This window comes from Xylanibacter muris (assembly GCF_013166605.1).
GTDB classification, from domain to species: Bacteria; Bacteroidota; Bacteroidia; order Bacteroidales; family Bacteroidaceae; genus Prevotella; species Prevotella muris.
In genome coordinates this window covers 89168-110236 of the sequence record NZ_JABKKF010000008.1, presented here as the reverse complement: position 1 = coordinate 110236, position 21069 = coordinate 89168, and the positions used below count along the sequence as shown (strand labels likewise).

Annotated in this window: 15 protein-coding genes and 1 pseudogene; 7 read left to right on the top strand and 9 right to left on the bottom strand. The window is 41.5% G+C overall.

Features of this window, described 5'->3' with window-relative positions; all coding sequences use genetic code 11:
• Positions 1-14 precede the first annotated feature (14 nt).
• The 4 genes from porN to HPS56_RS09215 all read left to right on the top strand — a co-directional run bounded on the left by porN (position 15) and on the right by HPS56_RS09215 (position 4592).
• Positions 15-1070, top strand: coding sequence for a type IX secretion system ring subunit PorN/GldN (gene porN / locus HPS56_RS09230; RefSeq protein ID WP_172275857.1), 1056 nt, complete (start codon positions 15-17; stop codon positions 1068-1070).
• 30 nt (positions 1071-1100) lie between these two features.
• Complete coding sequence (locus HPS56_RS09225) at positions 1101-1724, top strand: porin family protein (RefSeq protein WP_172275856.1); 624 nt, start codon at positions 1101-1103, stop codon at positions 1722-1724.
• An 859-nt stretch (positions 1725-2583) separates the two neighbouring features.
• On the top strand, positions 2584-3486 hold the full coding sequence (locus HPS56_RS09220; protein ID WP_172275855.1) for an Abi family protein: 903 nt from the start codon (positions 2584-2586) through the stop codon (positions 3484-3486).
• A 542-nt stretch (positions 3487-4028) separates the two neighbouring features.
• Entirely contained in the window at positions 4029-4592 is a 564-nt protein-coding gene (locus HPS56_RS09215) for a leucine-rich repeat domain-containing protein (RefSeq protein WP_369800296.1), read from the top strand.
• Here the strand turns inward: HPS56_RS09215 and HPS56_RS09210 are convergent.
• From HPS56_RS09210 to HPS56_RS09175, 9 genes and pseudogenes are all read right to left on the bottom strand, one after another.
• Positions 4534-5532: pseudogene (locus HPS56_RS09210) on the bottom strand (DEAD/DEAH box helicase family protein); the annotation flags it as partial. The gene HPS56_RS09215 and the pseudogene HPS56_RS09210 sit on opposite strands and share 59 nt — an antisense overlap.
• Positions 5519-6784 carry a DNA sulfur modification protein DndB gene (locus tag HPS56_RS09205; protein ID WP_172275853.1) on the bottom strand — a complete coding sequence of 422 codons (1266 nt, stop codon included), beginning with the start codon at positions 6782-6784 and terminating at the stop codon, positions 5519-5521. The gene HPS56_RS09205 and the pseudogene HPS56_RS09210, both read right to left, overlap by 14 nt.
• 1 nt (position 6785) lies before the next feature.
• Positions 6786-7307 (bottom strand): hypothetical protein, encoded by a 522-nt coding sequence (locus tag HPS56_RS09200; RefSeq protein ID WP_172275852.1) that lies wholly within the window; start codon positions 7305-7307, stop codon positions 6786-6788.
• 5 nt (positions 7308-7312) lie between these two features.
• Positions 7313-8419, bottom strand: a complete 1107-nt coding sequence (locus HPS56_RS09195) for an adenine nucleotide alpha hydrolase family protein (protein ID WP_172275863.1) — start codon at positions 8417-8419, stop codon at positions 7313-7315.
• The gene (locus HPS56_RS09190; RefSeq protein WP_253952432.1) at positions 8416-10839 is read right to left on the bottom strand and encodes a hypothetical protein; all 2424 of its coding nucleotides are present in this window, start codon (positions 10837-10839) and stop codon (positions 8416-8418) included. Before HPS56_RS09190 ends, HPS56_RS09195 begins: the two co-directional genes overlap by 4 nt.
• Positions 10840-10856: 17 nt before the next feature.
• The gene (locus tag HPS56_RS13380; RefSeq protein ID WP_253952431.1) at positions 10857-11624 is read right to left on the bottom strand and encodes a P-loop NTPase fold protein; all 768 of its coding nucleotides are present in this window, start codon (positions 11622-11624) and stop codon (positions 10857-10859) included.
• Positions 11614-12459, bottom strand: a complete 846-nt coding sequence (locus HPS56_RS09185) for a DUF4007 family protein (RefSeq protein ID WP_172275851.1) — start codon at positions 12457-12459, stop codon at positions 11614-11616. The genes HPS56_RS13380 and HPS56_RS09185 overlap by 11 nt, the downstream gene beginning before the upstream one ends.
• A 13-nt stretch (positions 12460-12472) precedes the next feature.
• A complete protein-coding gene (locus tag HPS56_RS09180; RefSeq protein WP_172275850.1) occupies positions 12473-13480 on the bottom strand; it encodes a nucleotidyl transferase AbiEii/AbiGii toxin family protein in 1008 nt (335 codons plus the stop codon).
• Positions 13473-14078 (bottom strand): DUF6088 family protein, encoded by a 606-nt coding sequence (locus HPS56_RS09175; RefSeq protein WP_172275849.1) that lies wholly within the window; start codon positions 14076-14078, stop codon positions 13473-13475. Before HPS56_RS09175 ends, HPS56_RS09180 begins: the two co-directional genes overlap by 8 nt.
• Before the next feature lie 669 nt (positions 14079-14747).
• On the opposite strand from HPS56_RS09175, the gene HPS56_RS09170 reads away from it, so the two are divergent.
• The 3 genes from HPS56_RS09170 to HPS56_RS09160 all read left to right on the top strand — a co-directional run bounded on the left by HPS56_RS09170 (position 14748) and on the right by HPS56_RS09160 (position 20873).
• Entirely contained in the window at positions 14748-15242 is a 495-nt protein-coding gene (locus HPS56_RS09170) for a leucine-rich repeat domain-containing protein (protein ID WP_172275848.1), read from the top strand.
• 361 nt (positions 15243-15603) lie between these two features.
• Positions 15604-17055 (top strand): glycoside hydrolase family 140 protein, encoded by a 1452-nt coding sequence (locus HPS56_RS09165; protein WP_253952436.1) that lies wholly within the window; start codon positions 15604-15606, stop codon positions 17053-17055.
• Positions 17052-20873, top strand: coding sequence for a family 78 glycoside hydrolase catalytic domain (locus HPS56_RS09160; protein WP_172275846.1), 3822 nt, complete (start codon positions 17052-17054; stop codon positions 20871-20873). Before HPS56_RS09165 ends, HPS56_RS09160 begins: the two co-directional genes overlap by 4 nt.
• Positions 20874-21069 lie beyond the last annotated feature (196 nt).

Here is a 21069-nt window from a genome sequence, read left to right as displayed (position 1 = left end):
AGATTATCACATATATGAAACGATTATTGTTCTTTTTGATTATATCATGTGCTGTCACTTCCGTGATGGCTCAGCCAAAGGCACGCCGCAACTCCGTGTCGCGAAACAAACAGCAGACAGCACCGTCTTCAGGTATGACCAGAAGGGCGCAGATAATGTATCCCACAGCAATTGAGATGCCGGAGGATGTTGTGTGGAGGCGTGATATTTACCGTGAGATAGATCTCATGCAGGAGTCTAATTCCGGACTTTATTATCCTGTCGAGCCCATAGACAAGCAGTTGAATCTTTTCACATACGTGTTCAAACTGGCTTTGAACGGCTATATACCCGTGTATGAGTACCGTCTTGACGGAAACGAGTCTTTTTCCGATTCGTCAAAGGTCGACATGAAGACCGTGCTTGACAATTACGGTATCTTCTATGATGAGAACAACGGGAAATTGCGTGTTGACAACAGCGACATTCCTTCATCAGAGGTGAAACTGTATTATCTGAAAGAGAGCGCATATTACGATCAGGCCAATTCCTCGTTCCGCCGCAAGGTTCTTGCATTGTGTCCGGTTATGATGCGTGAGGATGATTTTGGAGACAAGCCGTCCCGATATCCGTTGTTCTGGGTTAAGTACAGTGATCTGGAACCGTTTCTCAGCCGTCAGACTGTTATGACAAGTAATCTGAACAATGCGGCAGTGATGACCATGGATGATTTCTTCACGCTTAACAAGTATGACGGTAAGATATATAAGACAAATAATATGCTTGGTCGTACGCTTGCGCAGTATTGTGCAACAGATTCGGCCCTTATAAAAGAGCAGAAACGTATAGAGGCAGAGCTTTTGGCCTTTGAGAAGAATATATTCGGTGATCAGGCGAAGAAAGACTCGCTTGACAGTATTTCCAGGCTTGATCCTAAGGCTGCACGTGCCGCTGCAAAGAAATCGCGTGCCGGTCGCCGTTCTTCCGGCAGTTCGTCTTCATCTTCCGTCAGCAAGAAACGTTCGTCCCGTTCCTCTTCAGGAGGAGGCTCGTCGTCTGCCCGTGTTACAGTCCGTCGACAGAGACATTAATTTTTGTAATTATATAAATAGATTTTGTTTATGAAGAAAATTTTTACCGTTCTTGCAGTTGCCATGGCAATGTTGACAGCTGTTCCCTCGCAGGCTCAGGTTAAATTCGGTTTGAAGGGTGGTCTGAATGTGACAGACATGAGCTTTAGTTCTGATGTAATTGACAAATCAAACCAGACAGGTTTTTTTGTCGGTCCTACCTTGAAGGTTACATTGCCTATTGTAGGGCTTGGTCTTGATGCAGCCGCTCTCTATGACCAGCGTGATGCCAAGCTTGGTGATGAAGATTTTTCCAAGACTGTTTCTCAGCGCAGTATTAATATTCCTATCAACTTGCGCTATTCCATTGGCTTGGGCAGTATTGCCGGAGTATATTTTGCCGCTGGTCCTCAGTTTGGTTTCAATGTAGGCAGCAAGAACTATGATTTTGGCGAAGGTTACGGATTTAACCTTGAGAAGTCAAACTTCAGTATAAATCTTGGTGCGGGTCTTACACTTATCAAGCATGTCGAAATCGGTTTTGCATATAATATAGCATGCGGAAAGACCGGTGAGGCAAAGTGGACGGATATTTTAGGCAGTACTGTAGAGCAGACCTTCTCTAAGAAAAGCCGTACAAATGCATGGCAGGTATCTGCTGCGTATTATTTCTAAGTGTTTGACATCCTTAGGATATAAAAAGAATAATACGGTGTGTATTCATCATGGATGCACACCGTATTATTTTAATATTGATAAATCCCTTATCTGCCATGTATGTGTGTTTGTAAAAAATCCTGGAATATGCAAGCAATTCGTAAAGATTATTATCTTTACAATTGTACCTCACTGTATTTCGGAGGTGTGCATATTATTTATATGCTTGTTTTTTATTTCATATTTCAGAAAATAGAATAAACTGCAAGCCGGATGCAGAAGTAAAATTTATTTTGATTGTGCTGAGGTGAAGCATTTATTCAAACGCGAAGTTTAAAATAGATTAATTATAACATAAACAGATTACAATGAAAATGAAAAGATTAAGATTGCAGGTCATAGGGCTTGTATTGTTGTCGTTTCTGACAGATGTCGATGTGTCTGTTGATGAATCGTCCGAAGCCAATGAGGGCTGTATACAATACATCTCATGAGGCGTTCTCGTTGCTTTGTTCTTGACAATTTTTGTTTGAACTGCCAGATTTTTACACTGTCAAAACCAAAGCGTACAGTTATGCCTTATATGTATATATGTCTGCTCAACCTCTGCCCATCGGGACTTCCGATATGAGTATATACGTTACAAACGTAACACTTTTACCTTGAAAACAGTATTGCTTGGTTGACAAGACTTGACTTTATGGTCTGATTTAACATTGTTAAATACAACTATGTCAAAGAAATCCACTTTTACACGATTTTTTCTTGTCGAAAAGTTTGTATTGTCAATGATTATTCCTATCTTTGCATTGTCAGTCCTCGCCAAGCCTCTTAACAATGCTCAAATCGTGCGAGGCGTTTTTTTGTTTATGCACTCATGGCTAATCTTATTCCCTTTACAAAACGGTTTGAATCTTCAGAAAATCTCGTTGATTTGCTTGAATCGCGAGGTTTGCAGATTTGTGACAGGGATAAAGCCATACAATATCTTGACAATATCGGTTATTATAGGCTATCTGCTTACATGTACCCACTGTTGAAGATGCCCAAGACAGCACATCTGTACAAGAATGGTGCCACTTTCAAACAGGTGATGATGCTTTATCGCTTTGACAAGAAACTGCGACTGCTCATGTTCAACGAGATAGAAAAGATAGAAATTGCTATTAGACGTGCCGTGATGCAGATACCAGCAGACATGATTGGCAACCCTTTTTGGCTTACAGACTCTTCTAATTTCTTGGATAGTTACAAGTTTAATGATACAATGCGAGCTATATCCAAGGAGTATAGCAAATCCAAGGAAGAGTTTATCCTTCGTTACAAGCGAACTTACTCAGAGCCTTATCCACCATCGTGGATTTTAGGAGAACTGCTTACTATTGGAAATGTCAATGCCATTTATCGCAACATTAAGCAAAATCGCATACGCAAGCGCATAGCAAAGCGTTTTGGATTACCAATCAATGTGTTTGAATCATGGCTCACGGTTATTGCTGTTACTCGCAATGCATGTGGGCATCATGCCAGAGTGTGGAACAAACAGAATGCTATTCAACCAGCAATCCCAAATAGTCCTGTATATGCATGGATAACATTACAAACTGATTCCATGCGTGCTTACTTTGACCTCTGCATCATCAAGTATTTTCTCAATGTCGTATCTCCTAACAATGATATGCAATCCAAACTAACATGGTTGTTCATTCGGTTTCCCGAGATCGATTTAAAAGCTCTCGGTTTTCCACAGGGATGGGAAATCGAACCATTATGGCAATAATAACATGTGGAGTGACTACTAATCACCATATCCCCCTTACATGTTCTTCTTTGGTTGTTTCCCATTTTCCCGCATTATAGGTTTGGCTCAAATGACTCCATACAATCCCTATTATTGTAATCTTTGATGTAAGCAAAAGTTAAATCTTATCCTTTTCGTATCTAAATAGACTCCATACTGTCACTTTTCTGTCGTTTTAAAGCGTAGGCTGCTGACAATCAATTAGTAATATATACAATTGTGTTTGTTCCTTCGTTTTATTTTAATATTGATAAATCCTTTATCTATTATGTATGTGTGTTTGTGAAAAATCCTGGAATATGCAAGCAATTCGTGAAAAATGACTATCTTTGCAATTGTATTTCACTGTATTTCGGAGGTGTGCATATAATGTATATGCTTGTTTTTTATTTCATATTCCAGAGAATAGAATAAACTGCAAGCCGGATGCAGAAGTAAAATTTATTTTGATTGTGCTGAGGTGAAGCATTTATTCAAACGCGAAGTTTAAAATAGATTAATTATAACATAAACAGATTACAATGAAAATGAAAAGATTAAGATTGCAGGTCATAGGGCTTGTGTTGTTGTCGTTTCTGACAGTCGTTCCGGCAGATGCCGATGTCGTGTCTATTGATGAACTTGTGTTCACGGAAGTGGAAGGAGGCTATGAGGTGGCATCGAAGACACGGGTGTTAAGAGGTGCTGTTGTTATTCCGGCTGAGTATAACGGCAAGCCGGTAATAGGTATTGCGAAAAACGGTTTTAAAAATTCAATTTCACGATTTCAATCTGTTACTATGCCGGAGACAATAATATATATTGGAGATTCTGCTTTTTATAGTTGCAGCGGGATTGAAAATTTAAATATTCCGGCTTCTGTGAGAACTATCGGGAAATATGCTTTTTGCGGATGTCGTAATATAACGAGTTTGGATATCCCTTCCGGTGTAACAAAAATAGAAGATGGGGTTTTCTATGATTGCCGTGGCCTTACAGAAATCAATATCCCCTCCGGTGTCACTTCAATTGGAGAGGCTGCATTCATTTATTGTAAATCTGCAATAAGCAGTTCAGCGAAGTCAAAGTCTTTCCTGTACCAGTAGCCATTGCAAATAATCCCTTTTGCGATACTTTCCAGTTATTGAAAGCCGCTTTTTGATATGGTCGTGCCTCTGGAAATGGAAATTGAGGAGAAAGGGTTGCAGACCGCTCATTTTTAATATTCTCTTTCCCTTTATTCAAAGTATCAACTATTGCTGTGACTTTAGCTTGCGCACGTTCTAAAATTCTGCGGATTGAATCCGACGTGCTATTCTCTGTCCTACTATGAAGAATACATTGCTCATCTTCTAGAAGTTCCTTTATATCCTTATGCTTATAGGTCTTTGTGATATGAGTGATAATTTGGTCTGCTTTAAGATAATTGACCGTATCATCTTCACCAGAGAATGTGCGATTGAAATCGTTGACAATATCGTTAATACGATTCTTGTCTCGCTCTCCATCCCAATCGCAAAAAGCATTGATGCTCTCAATATTTTCTACAAGAGCCATTCTTGAGAAGTTACATGAACCATCAAACGCTACTTTATTAATTCCGTCAGAGAACATGCCACATTTAGAATGTGCTATACCATTGCCAACCTTGGGTGTAATAATCTTTATTTCCATACGCTCATTCCTAATAAGCCAAGACAAGCACTCGAAAAAATGCTCATCATGCTTGGAAAGAGTATATGATATGTGGTCTATTGCATTAAGGTCAAAGTACGGTGTGTTTATTTCCGATTCACCAACCACAATAGCATTGCGGTCTTCTTCGGACAACACATCATTGATTATCATCCTCATTCTACCACCATTATAAAGAAATGCAGCAAAACCATCTGCTAAAACATTGATAGCAGATGAAGAGAAAAATCCAAGTTTGATATCGAATGTAGTGGCGTTACACAATGCCTCAGAGAAGAAGCCTAGTGGCTCCCACTCTGTTCGCGACATGAAACGCCTACTATCCGGCCATATTACATCAGTTTTCAACATTTAAACTTAAATTATTAATTTGACTCATAGCTTCCTCCTCTGTATTTATGTCAAAAACTGCAGCATATTTAACCTTCATTTTTTTCATATCAACCTCTGAAAGGATTGTATTATCATATAAATATAAAAGAAGATATTTTACCAAAGCTTGGTTTCTCATAACCATTTTATGTGTCATCGGATTCCATAAAACTTTATTCCATGGACTATGTGACACTATACGCTCCATATGTTCAAAACGATGCAATATTTCGGAAAACTCAGTCGCCTTTTCAAGCCGTATTTTAGACACTGCTTCTACAAAAGGCTGTAATCCAATAGGTCTAAAAAAGATGTTTCCTCCCGATTCTGATGAACGCATTTCTGAAGCTGCAGTCGTAGGAGATGTACTATTGATAAATTCATTAAATTCAGGGAATACACTCCGCATCAAGTCCCAAAAGTCAACAAGAAAATACTCAAATGCCTCAAGTATATCATCACTTGGTCTAAATTTCAAATATTCATTCAACTGAGATTGCGTATATTTCTTACCGTCTCTAATTGTGATGAATGTATTAAACAAAGTTATGTGACATGCATACAATGTCATTAGAGAAGTAAAGGCCATTTTATCATTTGCAGGTATAGCCTTATTATTAGTTGCTTTAATCCTACTACCTGTGAATAATGGATAATTCTCTAACATATTTCTGGTAACAATAGCTACAGCATCATCCTCATCAAGCGCAATAATATCACCTAATCTTACAGGTTTTACATACCTATTTAATGTAGAAAAAATACGTCTTGAATGTTCTCTACCCTCTGGTGTATTTTTGTGACCAATTAAAACGACACTAATAGTTTCAGTTGCAATTTCCGGTTTACATTCCAAAGCCTTTTTTATACCTTCTACACGATGCTGCCCATCAACAGGAAAAATTTTCTCTTGCCCATTCAATTCTAACAAACCTATATGAGGATAAGAATGCCCATCTATCTCGTATCTGATTTCTCGCCATTGAGGATCTCCATCATAAACCGCTAAAACTAGACTATCAAAAAAATGATCTTCTCGTTTAATTATATAATCTTTAATCTTAATGTAATTATCAGATAACGAACGTTGTATCTGTTCTTTTATGGAATTTGCAGTATGCAACTCATCATCAACTTTACTTACCATAGTTGCAATCTGAGAAAATGTCAAATTCGCTATGTAATAGATAGTATTACCTATTTGTCCTTTTATTGCTGGTATATTAGTCATATCAAAAAGCTTTTACTATTGGTTGAAAATCTAATTTATCTGGAATATCTTCGTTAAAATCCGGTTTAATAGCACGGATCAACATTACTTCATTTTTGTCAATTGTATCATTATTTATATCAGGATAATACCTATAATACACATATTGCCCCCAACGTTTAAACATATTCTTAATCTTTGGTCTTTTATCGGTAAAGTATTCTTTTGCACGTTTATTAATATTTTGCAAATCTGTATAATGACATCTTCCAACGTAGACTATATGTTTTTCCATAAAAGGTAATGTAATCCCTTTGATGAAAAACAAATATATGCCACCTGTATTAGACGGAATTGCCTTAATTTCATCTGAAATTCCATCGTTTGTAGAATTTAAATATTTTATTTCTGGTTGCCAATTATCTTCACAAAAGATTGGGTTGTCACAATCTGGACAATTATCAATCCACCTTTGAGGGTTCAGATTAAATGAAATCTCAAAGTTACGATCCTCAAATTCAATATCAAAAGCATTTCTTCTCATATCTTTCAAATAAAACAATTTGCACAAAAATTATCTTCATCAATATCGCCTATGTTATCAGCCAATCTACAAGAACCCGCTTGCCGCTTTGCCTCTTGTTTCTTGATGGCATCCAGTTTAATTTGGCGGATACGTTCAGGCTTAATCAAATCAGCTAAACTCTCATTTTGATTCCAAGTATAACCACCTTTCTCAAAATCCATTGCTTTTTGATATAGTTCTGGATGTTGCTCATAAAGCCATATCCACTCTATCTTTTGTTGGAAGAAACAGAAATAACAACCAGAACGACTACGGTTGTATGTGCCAACTTTTCCATCAACTTCAAACTCAATCGGTTTGTAATAGGCAGGAACACCAACACCGCTTTCCTCTAGAATACGGAATATATCATCCCTCACAAGAATATCGTCATTGTCAACCAATGGGAAATCATCAAGTTTACCAACTGGATAATCTGTGGTTTTAAGGTATTTGAACACCGCTTTATTAAATAGCTTAGTATCTAAATCTAATAGTGCATTGGTCTTTTTACTATAATAAAATTCTTTTGTGAGTGGCTTTTCTATTATCTTCTTCGCTTCTATCAAAATATCTCCATCACACAATGAAGTATATATAGATATAAGTTGAGGAATATTATTGTTACTTAGTACCTTGTTTATGACATCCACACTCCAAATGTTTTTGCGAAAAGGGAAGATTGACTGAATATTTGGTTTTGTGGAAACATACCCTTCACGGTCTTCGTCTCCACGAATACCGACATAGGAGATTGTTGGCATATTACTTACAAACTTTTCCATTTCAACCAATTTCATTTTATTGGTACACCAACGAGCCTGAGGCGAAGGTAGATAATTACCAGATGCTTTTAGAAAATGTTCAAATGGTGTTGGCTCTGGACTACCTGCTGCGGCTCTCAACATTGTAATGCCGCCAAGATATGTGTCAAGACGGTTTATCAACAACTCCGTCTCTGCCAGTTCACATCCCGTATCAGTATTATAATACTCCAATCTCAGTTGTGGATATTTATTCTTAAGGTAGATGGCTAATGCTGCACTATCCTTACCTCCTGATATACCCAATATGTGTCGTACCATATTTATTTTAACCTTTCGTTCAACATTTTTAGCAAAACACATACATCAAGTTCATTATTACCAGATAATAGTGTTCGCACTTTACTTTCGATCTTTTCTGCCTCCGAAACTTTTGCCTTAGGAAGACGATATGTCTTACTTGATTTGAAATCACCTTTACTTGTCGCCAATTCAAAATTAAATGCAACCTCGTCAGTTTCATTATTAATTTCATTAAAGGCTGTATATCGTTCTAATTCTCCAAACAAGTGTGTGAGGTTTGACAAGAACAAGGCTTCTTCTTTGTCTTCTATAGTTTCTATTTTACGATCGAATACCACTAATCCTATCTTCTCATAAAACTCACGTTTATTGTCAGATGGAGCAAGAACTCTATCCAAAAATGATTTTGATTTAGCTGTCAGCAAGCCTTTGTTTATACTTGAATAACGTCGAATCAAAACATCTTTATATTCAATATAGTCGTGAGGCAGTCCCAAATACCCTACCACTGTTTCTTCTATACGATCTATAAACAAGTCATAGCAAATAACTAATTCATGAACAGCCGTTTTAATAAGTTGCAAATATTGGGCTGTAAACTCTTCATTGTGAAGATTATTATACCCTAAAACCGCTGGAATATCTTCAAGAAATGCCTTGCACGGATCTTTTGCAGTTGCTAAAACGTCCCTAAATTTTGCAGTCACATCATAATCGAATTTACTTGTATTTTTTGCATATTTATTCAAACCGTTATAAAACTGAAAGAACGGACGGATGGTATCCATAAGAGAATTTGATGTTATGGTCTCTCCACGCTCTTTATTTAGGAATTCTCTGTATTTATTAAACAATTCCAATTTGATACCGCTAACATCAAAAGCTTTTATCGTAAAGTCATTCAAGCGTTTCTGCAATAGTTCAAACAATTCTTTATTAATATTCAGAACAAATGTTTCGCCATTATAAAGTGCAAACTCCTGTTGCTTCACAAATAGAAAGATGGGCAACCAAAAGTCTATGACACCTTGTTTCAATTTGTATGGACGCATTTTTAATATCTTTACTAAATCTGACAATTTAAGGGCTTTTTCTGTGCTTTTCGCTAAAAAATCAGAGCAAACAGTCCATAACGATTGAAGATTTGGAGTAATTGGCTCTCCTAAGAACCATAATCCATCTTCGTTTTGACGATGAATTCCGGAACTCTTAAACAATGTACTGTATATAGTACGCTCAGGCGGATATTGGGTTGAAGAAAATCCAAAATTTTCTTCTTGCCAATGTTCAATCATTGCATCTAATAAATTCACTCTTGCCAAAGAAATAGCCGAGCTTATTTTCTGCTTATTAAACAATTCGTTTCTAATAATAGGCGTTTTATTATATACTACATCGCAAACATTAGACAGAAGCTGATTAAAATCTTTTCGACTCGTTACTATCTGTTGTTCTCCATTAAAAAACCATTCAACCTGACCATTGGGCATTTCAACGCAACTATTAATGACCTCATTAAGCAATTGCGTCTCAAAGGACTGTTGTTTAAGTATCTCTCCTTTTGCGATGCGGTCTTCCAACACCACATTATCAAGAAGATATTGCAGCTTCTTTATTTCATATAGATGCCTGACAATTTTTTCTGTATCACTAAAGTAAACATAGACTATGGCTTTGCCTGAACTCGCTGATAACTTCAACATGCAATCTTTAACATCCTCTAACGGGAAAATCAAATTTATAAAACCATCATCGTCACCTGTTGGTTCTACATCATATGGTTCATTAGAAACTACATACTGGAAATAACGAGGGGTTCCTGTCCTGTAGTATGAGGCAGATGCTACGACAACTGCCTTCTTTACATAAGGAGCAATTTCTGTTGCGACTAACTTTGGTACAGGTACAATTGTGGCTGCTTTATATAGTTCATCTTCAATATTTATATCTGTACCCTCAAATAAAATAAATTGTGATTTATATGCAGCGAAACGAATAATCTTGTTCGCGGTTAATTTCTCAATAATGCCTCTCGGATTCTTTATGCCTAATGCCTTTGAAGCATAAGCCTCCAAAAAAGTTAAATCAACGACCACGCCATTATAGAACAAATTAAGCAGACCGATAGACTTAACTATTTTGAGTGCATCATCGATGTTGTTCTTATTAATAATTCCGCTTTCTACTCGTTCTATGGCAACGCGAATAGCACGCCAGTTGGTAGAGTCAATATTTGTTTCCGCCAAGGCTGTGTAGAAGTTATATATGACATAATCATAAACGACAGCCAAGTTATAAGTTGTTGTATCATTTGGGAGAAAACTATTTATTGAGTTGGATGCAGTGTCATGCAAGAAAGAAAATAGCGTTCTCTCGTTCTGACCATACCGTTGAATAGCCAGTGTCAAACATGAAGCAGCTACAGCATCTAATGGGTACAGCATTTTAGACGTTCTGACTGTCAGCGACTCTGATATGATTCTGTTTTTTTTGCCAACGAAAATATTCCAAGGAAATTCTCTTTGGCATTATCTGTCATTGTCTTTGATTTTGTTAGACTTTCGGCTGCCAAAAACAAAAGTTGTTCTACTGGCTCTGCGAAAACCAGTTCCTTAAAACGACCTTTTACCTTTAACCACTCATTTCTTTGAGTTTCGGTAAGCTTGTGAGCATAAGCCCCAAAATTCTGGTGAAGTGTGGTAATAAGTATTACGTTTCGAGACGAAACAGCAACAAACTCTGCTAATGTCTGTAAGAAATATAGTTCTTTTTCAGGGTTATTATTGGCAGCATGTTCAAGTATCTTGCCAAATTCATCAATAAAAATGAACAAGAATTTATTCTGAGCCTTTAACTTTATTAAGTACTTTGTAAACGTACCAAAAATGTTTTTGCTATCATCGGAAGGAGCAATTGACAGTTCCTTTGATAACAACGTCGAAAGAGATGAATAGTCTCCTACGATGTTCATAAACTCAAAACTCTTGGCATCTGCAAAAACGCTTCTTTCCGATACCAATTTTGATCTGTTGTTGAGCAGGTCTTGTTCTAAAGCCATTAGGAAGCTAGATTTTCCTGTTCCGTATGTTCCAATTATCAAGAATGAATGGATTCCTGATTGGAAACTATCGACAATATTGCCATACACCTTTTGTGCATTGGGTGTAACGATGTAATTGAAGTTATCGCTCACACCCTGGCTTATGTTTGTAGATAAATTAAATTTCATCGTTATTGTAATATCTATTCAGCACTTCAAGTATATTTGGTTTCTGGAGAAATTGCACATTCCTAATTCCGCTATTGTCTGTGTAGATGATTTCTTTGGGATATTGTTCGCTTAGTGAGCGTATCATCATCAAAAAAGAAGAAATGGGAATGCAGAATATCAATGATAGTTCTTGTAACTTGTCAAAAGATACTGTTTTGTCCTCTCCCGCAATATGAACTAATGCAAATAGAACAATTAAAGGATTAACTTGCTCTATAGAAACTTCATTGAATGAATACTTTCCTTCGTTCTCACGGAGAAGACCTATACCCAACAAAACATTCGCATATTCTTCGTTTCTCTTCGGACTTGTCGGTGCAAGATAGTTTTGTAAAAGCACTCTTATATCCTTCTTAACAGTATTTTCATTAAACACGTTTTTTTGTTCAGGTACATTGCACTTTCTTTTAATGAATGAAAGAACCTGTTCTTTGTCAAATTCTTTCTTCTCACGTTGCAAGTCAACAAAAAACAAATGATAAATACTTGAAACCGCAGTCACCACTAACATATAATGAAGAATCCATAGGGTGGCATTATCCTCGGCATAAGGATCTCTTCCATCTCTTTCATCAAAAAGATAATGAGCAATTTCCGTTGCCTCGTCATCATTCAAAAGACCAAATGCCCTCAGCCAAAATCTAATTGATTGAACCATATTTTTGCCGACACCAAGTTTTACGACAGCGTCTGGATCTGTAAATTTATTGTGGTCAACCAAATAATCATATCCCTTTTTTAGCCACATGGACTTACAGGGGAATGATTCGTGACCAGAAAAACAGTATCTCATTTTATCAATGTTTTTAGTGTTTAGTATTATGAAATAAATTTTCTAATTCTCTCATTTTTTCTATCAACTCTTCAAACGTTGGTTTTTCACCATATATCATAGAAGATTGCATATCTTTGTAATCGCTACGCCAATCGTCAATGACATCATCTGGAGGTAGCAGGCAGATACGTTTTCTAATGTCGGGAGTATAATCCACTCCACTCATGCTGGTGAATAGTTCCCGATGATGGTGTATTGTATTCCAGAGTTCATCATTTGCAATAGCCCGTGCTGCAATGTCTGTGTTCATCATCTGCGCTAAGTCATACAAATGACGAGATTTGCGATTAGCTTCCCTTGGTAACTGGGAGGAAAACAACTCATGTAGCAGGAAAGCCTTTTCAAGAAAGGTCTTTTCTGCCACTGCTGTGGGTATTGGCAACTGTTTGACTGTTGTACTTATAGGTAACTCTTCTTCCAAAATGCTTTTAACCACGGCATTTGCAGTTGGCTCAAGCAAGGAACGGGCACCAATCTCCAGTTTTACTTCCGAATGCAGATAGGGCAGGCCGCTGTCAAATATTGATTTATATCTTATGTATATCACTCTGGGCTCAGGATATGTACTGTCTCCCTCACCGTCTGGCTCTGCCTCTATATTGAGCCAGTTGTCCATTCCGTTTGATGATACTTCATTTCTTAGCTGCTGGCACAACTCATCTCTTACAAAAACAGACGAAGCCTTCCTCAACCGCTTGATTTGTTTCTTGGTCAAATCACCTTCAAATCCCCAGATGGAAGGGTCTATTACCAAATCTATATCCTCGGAAAAGCGTCGTATAACTTTCCATACTTTACTGAGCGATGTGCCGCCTTTGAATACCAAATGTTTCGCTACAGGTAACGAGAAAACCTGTTGCAGTACCACGGTCACCCATAAGTCTTTTTCCACAGCTTGCACAGGCAGTCCTGTTCTGTTGGCAGCTTGCGAGAGCACCATTCGCTGTTGCTCTGTGGATAACTGAAAATAATTATTCATACGCTTTTCTTGTTATATTTCTTATCCATGCTGGCATGAGTGCTTCATCTGCCAATATGTTTTCTTTTCTTTCTTTCTGAAGTACACTTTTGATACGCTTGATGATATCTTCCGTTACATTGTCTTTCCCTACTTCTTTTAAGGCAAATGTAACGAGCATTGCAAGCGGATTTGTGAATGCAAGATTCCGTGGAGTGGTGTATTTGAACTGTATCGAACGGCCATTCCCAAGACTTACTTTGCGTGGAGCACCATCAGTCAGGTAAACCACATTCATCGGTACTTGTGTTGACAATCCTAACTTGTTCATAGCATATATGCCAGTCGGAACAATACGCGCTTTGTCCCTGCGTGCGATGGTTTCGGCTATCTGTTCTATGGAGGGCATCAATACGCCAAGCCCCAAGACCGTATCAATCTCAGGATATAAGTATATACCTCTTGCCAAACGAACGATGTCGCCTTTTGCTGTCAGCCTTTCAAGACTTTTACCAACAGCCTTTACTTCACCATATGAGGTAAAATCAGACGGAAAGAATATGCTTCCTCTTCCTTTGGCTTGAATAGCTGTCAAAATATTGTCTTCTATACTTGCCATTGCATTTAATTTTGTCGCAAAGATATAAATTATTTGCGACTTTTATATGATTATTGGCAAATTAATGAATGTATTTAATATTATTTATCTAAACATATATGGTTATTTGGATTATTTTTCTATATATGGCATGAATTCCGATTGTAAACTCGACTTTATTCACCTTATCATATATAGGTAATAAAGTTAAGTTTTAAATTCTTTATCCTCATATACTCAGAAGGGGTGGTCTGCCTCACTTCATTAAGAGATATCGAAGATAATTTGCAGTCAAAAAAGAAAACTACCTATGCAGCATACCACTACAACCCACTTGACTTTATTCCTCTTATTATATACAGACATTAAAGTAAAGTTGTCTGCATATCCATATTAGGTTAAAGGGTATCATTTTAACCATACCCCTTTGTGTCACTAATCACATAAGGCTGTTCATCAATACATAATCCGATACCCAGAAAACAATCATTCACACTCACTTCTTATCTCTTTTGGTTGTCTCTATTAATTTCCTTTTCTTCCCTCATTTGGCCATCCTAACCCTACGTTCTTTCTTAAAGTAAGTTAAAATCGTTGTTTTTTTACTGTTCTTAGCCTCATAAGTAAATCCCAATTCACTTTTCTATCGTATCAGCCGCATATAGTTGGCAATCAAACACTTCCATATACATGGGTTGCAGTAGCCTTACTGATATTTCCATTCCTGATGCTGTTACATATATTCCTGATGAAGCATTTCATGGTTGCACAAATCTTACGGATGTGTCAATAGGCAAGTCCGTGGAAACGGTTTCCAAAGGAGCCTTTCTCGGATGCGCCAATCTTAAGAATGTTTCCGTATGGAGCACAACGCCTCCATATATTGGTGATGGAGTATATGGGAATACAGATGTTTTCGATGCCAATGTATATAATAGTGCCACATTGCATGTTAGGCCGGAATCTGTTAATGACTATTGCATTCATTCTGTTTGGGGCCGGTTCCTGCATACACAAGGCGACCTGTCTACTGGTATCGGTGGCGTTGTTGTGGACAAGGGTAATGGGCCTGTTGAAATGTATCGTCTTGACGGTGTCCGGACAGCAGTTCCTGACGGTGGCCATACACCGGGAATATATATCAGGCGTCAGGGCGGCAAGTCGGAAAAGGTAATGATCAGATAGTGTATTGACAACTGCCGTCATCATAAAGCGATGTAGACGGAAAGTGTGCAGTGCTCCAAAGCTCAGTCAGGATTCGCAATTCTGGGGCTTGGGGCACTTTCTTTTTCCGGTATATTTAGTTATATGAGCGGCAGCTCTTGCCACGGATAAGATTATATTTATATCATAGACTGTGAAAAAACAGCGGAAGGCATATATGGTAAAGGATTTTTTGAGTAATTTTGTAAGCGTGTGTTATTCTGTTCACCGCTTTTGGAATGGGATTTATTCCAGTTTAAGATAAAATAAAAGTACTAACCGGAGGCTGGCGTTCAGTCGGCTTTACTAATTAAAAGTTATAATGAGAAGGATAATTGTGATGATGTTTGTTGCGGCGGGGCTTGTTCTGTCCGTTGCACAGCGTGTTATGGCAGTCGGAAAACCGTGGGATAATGGTAGGCTGCAAGTGTCGGAGAACGGGCGTTTTCTTCAGTTTGAAAACGGCAGGCCGTTCTTTTGGCTTGGCGATACGGGCTGGCTTCTTCCTGAGAGGCTCGACCGCGATGAGGCGGCTTACTATCTCAAACGCTGTGCCGGGGCAGGGTATAATATGGTGCAGGTTCAGGTGGTAAACGGTGTTCCGGCATTTAATGTTTACGGTCAGATGTCGATGTCCGACGGTTTCAAGTTTGATGCCGTCGACAGTAAGGGAGTATACGGATATTGGAATCACATGGACTATATAATAGACTGTGCCGCCTCTCAGGGCATTTATATCGGGATGGTGTGTATATGGGGCGGTCTTGTCAAGGCCGGCCTGATGGATGAGGAGCAGGCCAGGAGTTATGGACGCTTTCTTGCGGAAAGATATAAGGACCGCAAGAACATTGTATGGATAATCGGAGGCGATATCCAAGGCAACATACGTACAGAAGTATGGGACGCACTCGCCACAACAATCAAGAGCATAGACCATAATCATCTGATGACGTTTCATCCGCGTGGGCGCTGCACTTCTGCCAGATGGTTCAACGACCGCAGCTGGCTTGACTTCAATATGTTCCAGAGCGGCCACCGCCGTTACGGTCAGCGTATGGGAAACAAGGATTATCCCATTCCCGACAATACCGAGGAAGACAGCTGGATGTATGTTGACTCGGCATGGAGCTATAAGCCTGTAAAACCTGTTCTCGACGGAGAGCCGAGCTATGAGGGCATCCCCCAGGGGCTTCATAGTGCCGATGACCCTCTGTGGAAGGCATGCGACGTGCGTCGTTATGCCTATTGGTCAGTGTTTGCCGGTTCTTGCGGTCATACATACGGCAATAACAATATAATGCAGTTTGCCAGGCCCGGTGTCAGCGGAGCCTATTTTGCCGACGGTGAAAGAAAACCGTGGTATAAGGCTTTGAACGACCCGGGATTCAATCAGATGAAGTATTTGAAGCATCTGATGCTTGCCCTGCCTTATTTTGACAGGATTCCCGACCAGACGATAGTTGTAGGCAATGGAGAGAAATACAGACGTCTTGCCGCTACACGCGGAGAAGACTATCTTATGGTATATAATTATACCGGACAGGACATGAAGATAGATCTTACCAAGATTAGCGGAAGCAGGAAAAATGTATGGTGGATGAATGCGTCAGACGGCACGGTGAAATATATAGGAGATTTTCCCGACAAGGTGCTCACGTTCAAGAACAAGGCCCGTGGCGGTGATGATTCGGACGGTGTGCTCATAGCCGTGGATGCGTCTAAAGATTATTTAGATAAAAAACTTGAGTCAATATATACTGTGAATACAGATAAGAAAAAAGACCTGACCGAATGAAAGCATTTTTTATACGTACAGTATTGTCCGTTGCCATATTGCTGCCGGTTGTTGTGTCGGCAAGGACAGAACCGGTAAACCTAAGGACAGAAAACCTTTTCAATCCATTGGGGCTGGATACCGGCAAGCCGCGGTTTTCATGGCAGACCGTTTCAGATAAGCGTGGAGTGGTGCAGGAGGCCTGGCGGATTCTTGTGGCCTCGTCACCGGAAAAACTGAGTCGTGATGAAGGCGATTTATGGGATTCCGGACGTGTTGCCGACGGCCGTCAGCTGTGGATAGACTATGGCGGCAAGCCGCTGAAAAGCAATGTCCGTGCATGGTGGAAAGTGATGGTCTACACAAACCGTGGCCGTTCGGAGTGGAGTCGCGTGAATACCTTTGGTATAGGATTGCTTGGCGAGACGCGCTGGGCCGGCCGTTGGATAGGGCAGGAAGACATGATGCCCGGTGAATGCCGCGGATTGCATACACGGCTTGCTGCCCGTTATTTGAGGAAGGAGTTCAACCTGAAGTCTGTGGCTGTAAAGCGTGCCACCGCATATATATCCGGTCTCGGACTTTATCGTATGTATGTAAACGGAAAGGAAATCGGGGCGGATGACGTATTGAAGCCGGCACCGTCGGATTATCGCAGGACCGTTTATTACAATGCATACGATATTACGGATGCCGTGAGTTCCCGCACGGCGGTGGGGATTGTGCTCGGATGCGGCCGTTTCTTCCCGATGCGGCAGAACAAACCATACAAGACCCCTGTGTTCGGGTTGCCCAAATGCCGTATGAACATTATTGTGGAATATGCCGATGGCACCACTCAAAAACTGGTTACAGACGAGAGTTGGAAAGTGACGGCGGAAGGGCCGGTTCGTGCTAACAACGAGTATGACGGTGAGGAATATGATGCCCGTATGGAGCTTGGGGGCTGGACTCGGCCCGGATACGATGATTCCCAATGGCTTCAGGCTTATCGTGCGGCCATGCCTGACGGCACTTTGCGCGGGCAGATGATGCCGCCGATGGGCGTTGCCGCATGTCTGCGTCCGGTGGAAGTGAACAGGCGTGGCAGTGCGGTAATACTCGATTTCGGACAGAATATGGCCGGTTGGCTCAGCTTCGTGCCAAAAGGGAATGCCGGTGATACGATACGTATCCGCTATGCGGAGCGTCTCAATGCAGACGGTACGCTATATACGGAAAACCTTCGTGACGCGATGTCTGAAGATATTTATGTGTGCAACGGCAATGAAACCGCATCCTGGACGCCCTCTTTCGTCTATCACGGGTTCCGCTATGTGGAGGTGAGAGGCATGGGCGATGTGGCGTCGGGAGATTTCCATGCACAGGCGGTGGCGGACCGTATGGACGATACCGGCAGCTTCCTGTGTTCAGACACAATCCTCAACAAGGTTGTCGGTAACGCCCGATGGGGAATAATGAGCAATTATAAGGGCATGCCCGTAGACTGTCCGCAGCGCAACGAGCGTCAGCCGTGGCTTGGCGACCGTACGGCCGGCTCTCTTGGCGAGAGTTTTCTCTTTGGCAATGAGCGGCTGTATTCCAAGTGGATGCGTGACATCTGTGAATCGCAGCGTGAAGACGGATGTATACCCGATGTCGCCCCTGCTTTCTGGAATTATTATACCGATGATGTCACTTGGCCTGCCGCCCTGCCGTTCACGTGCGATATGCTCTACCGTCAATACGGCAATCTCCGTCCGGTGGCCGACAGTTATCCGCATATATCACGGTGGCTGGAACATATCATGTCGGAATATATGCGTGGCGGTGTGGTGACGAAAGATAAATACGGTGACTGGTGTGTGCCTCCGGAGTCGTTGGAGCTTATCCACAGCAGCGACCCGGCACGGCGCACGGACGGCAGTCTCATTGCCACGGCCTATACCATACGTTGTCTTCAGCTTATGGAAGATTTTGCCCTGTGGCTCGGATTCGGTGAGGATGCCGCAAGGTGGAAGGCGGCCCGGGCGGATATGGCGGAGGCGTTCAACCGTAGTTTCCTCACTGTCAGGCGCGGCACATCTCCTGTTCCCGGCCATACCCTTTATCCCGACAGTATCTTTTATGGCAACAATACCGCTACAGCCAATCTTCTGCCTTTGGCATTCGGAATCGTTCCCGACAGTCTGAAGACGGATATTGTAAGGAATATAGTCGCAAATATCATCACTGTGAACGGCGGTCATGTGCCTTGCGGAGTGATAGGCATATCGTGGCTGTTGCGCACACTGAGTGCAAACGGGTTTGCCGATGTGGCGTGGCTTCTGGCAACAAACAGCTCTTATCCTTCATGGGGATATATGGCGGAAAGCGGGGCCACCACAATATGGGAATTGTGGAATGGCGACAAGGCGTCGCCGAAGATGAACAGCGGCAACCATGTCATGCTGCTTGGCGATCTGCTTGCGTGGTGTTTTGAGGATATAGGCGGTATCCGTCCTGCGTCCCCGGCTTTCAGGCATATTGTCCTGCGTCCCGATTTCAGTATTCAGGATTGTAGTCATGCCGATGTGACATACAGTTCGCCATACGGCAGGATATCAAGCCGTTGGCGCAAGACGCTTCAGTATTTGGAATGGGATGTTGAGATACCGTGCAACACAACGGCGGAAATACAATTTCCTGACGGCCGGACAGAGCGTATCGGTTCCGGTGAATATCACTTCACTTCTGTCATTCCTACATCTTCCAGGGCGATAGCCAGGGATGAGTTTCTTTATGAGCAGGCCGCGTTTCCGCAATGTCATGCCGCTACCATATCCGAATTGAAGAACGGTGACCTGGTGGCCGCCTATTTCGGAGGCACCCATGAGCGTCATCCGGATGTGTGTATATGGGTGAGCCGCAAGCCGAAAGGCTCGGACAAATGGAGTGAGCCAATACTGGCAGGCGACGGGGTGTTCCGTCTTGGAACGCCCGATGCCGCGATCGCCGGCATCGGCGAGACCTCAACACCGGCATCGGAAGGTCCTGTGAGGGATAAAGGACTGAATCCTGATACGGCGAGACGCAAGGCTTGCTGGAATCCTGTCTTGTATGAAATGCCTGACGGAGAACTGTGGCTGTTCTATAAGATTGGCCTTCGGGTGGGCGACTGGACCGGATGGGTGGTCAAATCCGTGGACGGAGGGTGTACATGGGGGCCGCGTGAGGCCTTGCCCGAAGGATTTCTCGGACCGGTGAAGAATAAGCCGGAGCTTGTAGGCAACAGGCTGATATGCGGCTCGAGTACTGAAGGTGGAGGGTGGAAACTCCATTTTGAGATCTTCGACCTTGCCTCTAAGCAATGGAAGTATGTAGGGCCGATAGAGGCCGAAACGGCTCCGCGTACAGAGGATACGTCACAGATTAAGCCGATAGACTGCATACAGCCGTCGATACTGCGCCTTGCCGATGGTCGCCTGCGGGTGCTTTGCCGTACGCGTAACGGCTTTCTGGCGGAATCGACGAGCAGCGACGGCGGTGACACCTGGAGCAAGGTGAGGCTTACGTCAGTGCCGAACAATCAGTCAGGCACTGACGCTGTCACGCTTGCCGACGGCCGCCATGTGTTGGTATATAATAATTTCCGTACTCTCAGCGGTACAAAGAAAGGGCCCCGCACGCCTTTAGACATTGCTGTAAGCGATGACGGTGACAACTGGCGTCATCTGCTTACGCTTGAGGACTCGCCTATAAGCCAGTATTCGTATCCTGCAATAATACAGGGACGCGACGGCAGTCTTCATTGTGTGTATACATGGAGAAGGCAGAGGGTGGCATATAAGAAAATCAATGTCGGGGATATGGAAAAGTGACGTAGTCTCCGGTTGAAACGTAAAAGAGGCATCTGCAGTTAGCGAAGTGCCTGCCTATAAACTTTAAAATGCCGCTTTGCAAACCTTCCGACTTAAGTCAGACGTGTTTCCGACTTAAGTCAGACACCCTTCCGACTATAGTCAGAAAGCTTTCCGACTTAAGTCGGAAGGTTTGGAGACAGGTGCTTCGCAGTTT